Genomic DNA, 6,495 nt, shown 5'->3' on the forward strand with positions numbered 1-6,495 from the left:
ATAAAGTATACATCAAGAGATAGTTTTAATTATCCATTATCCATCATTTGAAAGATGCACCCAAAATATTTTATTTATAGTAGATTACTGTTTAATACATAGATATATGTTTTCCGTTTCCATCAAGCCATACTTTTCAATTATATCACTGCCTAATTCTTTGACATATTCATCTACTTTGACTGTAAATCCTACTTCTTCGAGCCTATCTTTGTAGTCAAGCCCATACATTCTTACATGATCTTCTAGTCCATAGAAACGTAGTCTATCTTCAGGTGATTGTATATTTGGATCTTCAAGTGTTTCTTGACTATTAATATCTATTGGAACTTGCAAAATTGCCCAACCACCATGTTTTAAAACCCTCCATAATTCTGACATAGCTTTTCTGTCATCTGGTATGTGTTCTAAGACATGGCTGCATATAATTACATCAAACAAATTGTCTTCATAAAGAATATTTGTAATATCCATTTTTACCATTGCCCGTGGCGAATAAAGGTCTGCACTAATGTAATCCAAGTTTTTCTGATTAGCAAACCTTCGGTAAAAAGAGTATTCGGGAGCAAAGTGCAAGACTTTTAAATCTTCATCAAAAAAATTCGTTTTGTTTTTCAGATAAAGCCATAACAAGCGATGTCTTTTCATGGAACCACACCTGGGGCATTGTTCGTTAGGCTTGTTAATTGAGTGCGCCACTAAGAATTTTCTATAGTGTCCGTTACATACAGGGCAATAAACTTTATTACCAATGTGCAGCAATCCTCTTACCAAGTCACGCAAGTATCTATAAAAAAAGACATATTTTTCAGGTAAAAAATTTTTAATTTTTGACTTTAGATAGTTCATTACTATTGAGCTTTATTTTGAATTAAGTTTACAAGTAAAATCTAAGAATTACATATCATAATCTGTTGAAATAAAGTTTTTCAGCAGATACAAGAGACAAAAGCTAAGATTTTTTTGCTTAACCAAGTTAAACTTTGAAAGTATGAGTTAATTTGTTGAAGTGCCTACTGGATTTTATATCTTGAATCTTGAATTTTCAAGATATTTTGCAATTTAATTCTCACTCGTTTCCAGAATTTAGCTTTGTAATCATAGTATAAATCTTGACTAAAATCATCAGCTATCGCATCTCTAATCATAAAGTCTGGATGCTTAAGAGGGAAAGTCATCTCTTCGGCAGGAATACTACTATATGCATAAACTTTTTTAGTATGAGTTGCATCATCCCTACCTGCCCCAATATTTGTTATCAAGTTAACATTAGGAAGAACAGTAAGACCACTATTAATCCAACAAGAAAATGTCCATCTGTGATCCCAAGTATTGATTTTGCCATTATAAACAGAATCAAAAGCATAAGTCCAAACTTTGACAAAATGAGGGTCTGTTAATATGTCTTTAAGCCAGCCATCTTCCCGTAGTTTCGGCCAGAGTTTCATATCAAAATCATAATATTCCCAAGCTCTTTTCCAACTCGCCCATCCCCAGATGTGATTATAGCGAGAAAAGTAGTAACTATAATCACATCTTTTGCGGCCAAATTGAACATTTTGACCGGAAATTACCATAATTCTTTTGTCATCACGGTAGTATTCAAGTAGTTCTTCACAGTATCGAAAGAATGTAATGTGAGGAACACAATCATCTTCTAAAATAATTGCTTCTTCAGCATTGTCAAATGCCCAATCTAAACCACTAGCCACACGTTCCTGACAACCTAAATTTGTTTCAGAGTAATTGGTTAAGACTTGGCAATCCCAGTCTACGCGATCTATGACTGCTCTAGCAGCAGCACATTTTTCAATGTCTTCGGGTCTATCTACACGAGGACCATCTGCTACTACAAGAAGTTTAGGGGGTTTAGCTTGACGAATTACTTCAAAAACTTTTTCTGTTGTGTCTGGTCTATTGAATATTAGAAATACAACTGGAGTTTTTAATTGCCAATCCTTCATAAAAAATTCTTCTTTGTTCTAATTTTTGTTTGCTGTTTTCAGAAAAATATTCTCAATGAAAGTACCTTTATTTGAGAAATATTAATGATTTAGCTTGGAGTTTAAATATTTTTCTTGTTCTAGGATCGAATAAGTTTGCGAAAAAACCTGAAACTGCATAAGAAATAACAGTAGCGATCGCTGCCCCTAATCCCTGATATAGAGGAATCAAAAATATATTAAGCACGACATTAGAAAGCATTCCCACTAAAGTTCTTGCTAAATACAATTTAGTTAAACCTTCTGTAATATTCCAAGGGATTTGAACTACTCCCATAAATGCAAATAATGCTGCCCATATATGTACTGCTAAAATATTGCCAGAATCTAGATAATTTGGGCCGTACAAAAGTAATACTAAAGGAGTTGAGAAAAATGTCATGGGGATGGCGATCACATAACCTATTAATGCCATTAGGTTAAATAGCTGTTGTAATTTTTTGTAGTAGAGTTTTTCGTTAACTTCTTTGGCTTTAACAATAGAAGGAAATACTGAAGCTACTAGAGATGTAGCAATAAAATACCATGCTTCTGATATTTTTACAGCAGCAGAATAAACTCCTACTGAGTCGTCTCCTGTTATTTCCCAAAGCATGATTGTATCTACTCTCATGTAAATTGTAATAGCTAAACTCGTAAAAATCAAAGGCCAGCTTTCTTTTAAAAGGGCTATACCACGCTTAAAGTTCCAACGCCATGCTTTCAAGGAATGGCGAGTCTGAAACATAGATACCAGTCCTACTCCTATTAAAATTGCTTCTAATGTCCTTATCCCAGCAAATGGTAAAAGAGATGCTTCAAATTGAACCAGTAAAATTGTGATCAAGCTAGTGAGAATATATGCTCCTCTTTTAGCAATAACGGTATACTTTGATTCTACTTGGGACTCGAACCAGAATTCGATAACGTCAAACGCTAAAAAAATACTTCCTCCAGCAATTATCCCCGCTAACCAAAGAGTTAATCTATCTTGTGGACGCAGTAAAAAAACTACTCCCACTGTGAGGAATAAACTAATAAAACCACCAAAAACCTTGAGAATAAAAGTAGTACCGAGGATTTCATCTTTATTTTCTGGTTCTTTAACGATATCCCTTACTATTAACTGGTCTAATCCCAGTTTAGCAACGATGCCCACTAGAGAGGCAATAGCTAATGCAAAAGATAGGCTTCCTAGTTTTGTTGGCCCTAAATAGCGAGCTACCAAAATGCTGATTATAAGAGCCAAGCCTTTGCCAAAGATGCGGTCGAAATAAAGCCATGTGGTATTGGTTATTATTTTACGAGTTGCTGGGGTTAATTTTTCATAGAATCTATTGAACTTGTTGAACATTATTTTCTGGCTCTCTAGCAATATCTCTTACTATTAAGATAAGAGGTCTAATCTCCAAGCTATTTTGTGGCCAAATAATAGCTTGGATATTAAAACTCAAAGCATTAATAGGTAAAGGTTTTAGCCTTTTTTATCTTGAAAAAATACAATATTTTCCTTCTCAATAGCTGCATCAAGTTAGGATTTTGGGTTGACTATGGCATAAAAATCAAGGGATAATTCATCCTCGTGCTTCCTCACTCATTCCTCCTGAATCCTACCCTTACCCATAAGGCTTTTTCCGCAAACTCTAAGTAGGTATCCACAAAAAAGCTTAACTATATTTTGTCAACTAACTCCAAGCTCGAACCTAAAGTTGATTTTAGTGGAAATTTACATTTTGTTACATAGCGACAAATTTTAACGCCTATCTACTTATTATTTAAGACGTAATCTTATAGATAAAATGATATAATAAACCCAACCAAAATTGAAATTCAGAAGATTGCTATCAGTCATATTTATCATAATCAAAATAGTATAAAACAAAAAAGGAAAAAACGAACCTTCACCAGGCTTGACACGAGTCAAATATAAAGTAGCTTGAAAAGCTGTATTAATAAAAGAAATAACAAACAAAATTAATCCGACTAACCCTAGCTGCAAGATTAGGTCATACCACCCGTGATGACCGTGAGGAGGAATCCAACCCCAAACAGTTGCAATACCATGAGCAGGATTTTCTCCACCTCGCCAATGTTGCCAAAAACCATTTACTCCATAACCAAACCAGGGACGTAATTTCATTCGTTCTATCATCAGAGGCCAGAAGTCAGTTCGTCCACTCAACGTAGGCTCTTTGCCCATAGCAGTGTAAATAGCTGCTTCGTTGTATTTAAATACAAGGAAAAAACAAATTAGAACTATCATGGAAATAAATACAGAACTAAAAGCCAGTTTTGGGGGTAAGTGTTTGGTAAAACGAAGCATTACTACCATTCCCATACAGGTAACCCAACTGAGAAAGGCTCCAGAAGAGTCAGCCATTTGCATTGTTAACAATGAAAATACAATAATGACGAGGGATAACGGGCGTTGTTGAGGATTATAAATTGCATTAACAGTCCACATTGCTATGTTTAAAGCCATTAAATTTCCCAAATATATTGGATGACCTAGAACTCCTTTCCATCCTTTCTCATGTCTTCCACTAGAGGAACCAAGAGCATATAAAACGCTTGTTACCATAATTATGCTACAAGTTCGTCGAATTATCTTGGCAATCTCATCCATACTATATTTTCTGGCAATATGAGCAGAAACAACTCCTACACCTAAAAATGTTAATGACGTTCGGAAGGTGAGCAAAGGGGTTTCTGACCAAAACATCGACAGCATCAAATAAATGCAAAATAAGCCCAAAAAAGGATCTTTTGTAAGTAGAAGTAATAAGGAATTAGGAAATATTTTGCTAAACCAAGATTTTAAAACAACAATGACGCAAATATAAACTGTTAAGGCTAGTACCATCCTAGAAATCTCGCGATCGTAATCGCCAAAAGACCTGGGATTTACGAGAGCAAAAGGTGGAACTCCAACACCATTCATCATGTACAGATAGGTATGAAGAAATAAACCTTCGAGAATGGGAACTATTTTTTTGTTGGTAGCCATTTGAAAAGCTAGCAACAGACAAACTATTCCTAAAGGAAGTAAAACGCAAAGAACTATCGGTTCAAACAGTAACTCTTTCATAGTCCTTTTGACTGGAGAATGCTAGGATTGCCGATATGCCTACATATTGTGTATAAGTGTTAATATGATAGCTTAACTATTTTATTTTTGCTCATAGTCTTGGTTTTATGCCGAGACTACTGCTAGAAAATGATATAATTTATTATAAGTTTGACTAAAAGATTTTGAGTATACCCATAGTGGTTATAGTAAATATGGTCTATATCGGTTTAGTCAGAAAAATAGTTGACCCAGCTTTGAGCCTGAGTCTATTAGGTTTAGCATTGATTACTTGGCCATCTTCTAGTCGCGCTGAATTTCCTTCTGGGCAAGAGAAAGCTACAGATACTTTAGCTCTAACCTGTCCTCAATTGGAAGAAAAATATATTTTAGGGCCTGGCGATCGCATCAATGTTAAATTTTTAGAATTAGAAGAATTAAGCGCTCTGTATTTGATTCCGGCAGATGCTTCTATATCCATGCCTATGATTGGAAGTGTATCAGTAGGTGGTCTAACAATTCAACAATTTATTAAGGTCATTAGCACTGAGTACCTTCGGTTCTTTAAAGAAGTTCCCTTGCTATCTGTGAGTATTGTAGCTCCTCGCCCCGTAAACGTTTTAATATCTGGAGAAATAGCTAACCCTGGAGCATATACAGTTCCTTTAAACAGTGGTTCAGGAGATCCTAGACCAGGAATTCAAAATCCCAGTATAACAGAAGCAATCGACTTGGCTGGAGGAGCTACCCTAACTGCCGATCTTAGCCAAGTCAAGGTAAGTCGAGGCCAAACATCTAGGGGTAGACAAGAGTTCCAAATTAATCTGTGGCAACTAATAACAAATGGCGATGGTTGTCAAAACATTACACTGCGAGATGGGGATAGTATTTTTATTCCTACTGCCAATAACTCTAATTTGACACAAGTACGTCAGTTAGCATTGAGCAACTTGGCTACTGATATAGCGCAACCCCGTTCTGTTTTAGTAGTAGGTGAAGTTAAACGTCCAGGAAGCTATGTAGTCCAAGGTGGAAATACTACCATTGAAATCAGACTCGGAGGTCTGCCAACTGTTACTCGTTCCCTTCAACTTGCTGGAGGTGTAGAGTTATCAGCAGATATTCGTCAAATTCAACTAAAACGTTTGACTAGTATTGGTACAGAGCAAATTATTAACATAGATTTATGGAAACTCTTACAAGAAGGAGATATAAATCAAGATACTATAGTTCAAGATGGAGATACGCTTATTGTTCCTAAGACTACTAACATTACCCCAGGAGAGGTTAGTGAAGTGGCAAAAGCCAACTTTGTTCCTGCTACTATTCAAGTCAGTGTAGTAGGAGAAGTTGTTAGACCAGGATTAATAGAAATTCCCTCTGGTGCAACTTTAAATCAGGCTTTGAATGCAGCAGGAGGAGAGAACCCAAGAGCGAAGGGAGGTT

The 6,495-nt window shown here is 35.7% G+C and carries 5 protein-coding genes; 1 reads left to right on the plus strand and 4 read right to left on the minus strand.

The window, feature by feature from the left end:
* Nucleotides 1-84: 84 nt before the first annotated feature.
* The 4 genes from F6K40_RS20075 to F6K40_RS20090 all read right to left on the minus strand — a co-directional run bounded on the left by F6K40_RS20075 (nucleotide 85) and on the right by F6K40_RS20090 (nucleotide 5,070).
* A complete protein-coding gene (locus F6K40_RS20075) occupies nucleotides 85-648 on the minus strand; it encodes a class I SAM-dependent methyltransferase (RefSeq protein ID WP_293138876.1) in 564 nt (187 codons plus the stop codon).
* 365 nt (nucleotides 649-1,013) lie between these two features.
* A complete protein-coding gene (locus tag F6K40_RS20080; protein ID WP_293138877.1) occupies nucleotides 1,014-1,964 on the minus strand; it encodes a glycosyltransferase family 2 protein in 951 nt (316 codons plus the stop codon).
* 67 nt (nucleotides 1,965-2,031) lie between these two features.
* Complete coding sequence (locus F6K40_RS20085) at nucleotides 2,032-3,336, minus strand: flippase (protein ID WP_293138878.1); 1,305 nt, start codon at nucleotides 3,334-3,336, stop codon at nucleotides 2,032-2,034.
* Between the two features lie 417 nt (nucleotides 3,337-3,753).
* Nucleotides 3,754-5,070: an O-antigen ligase family protein gene (locus F6K40_RS20090; protein ID WP_293138879.1), complete on the minus strand. Its 1,317-nt coding sequence runs from the start codon at nucleotides 5,068-5,070 to the stop codon at nucleotides 3,754-3,756.
* Nucleotides 5,071-5,264: 194 nt separating this feature from the next.
* On the opposite strand from F6K40_RS20090, the gene F6K40_RS20095 reads away from it, so the two are divergent.
* On the plus strand, nucleotides 5,265-6,495 hold a 1,231-nt coding region (locus F6K40_RS20095; RefSeq protein WP_293138880.1), incomplete at its 3' end, for an SLBB domain-containing protein.

The organism is Okeania sp. SIO3I5, from assembly GCF_010672085.1.
GTDB lineage: Bacteria > Cyanobacteriota > Cyanobacteriia > Cyanobacteriales > Microcoleaceae > Trichodesmium.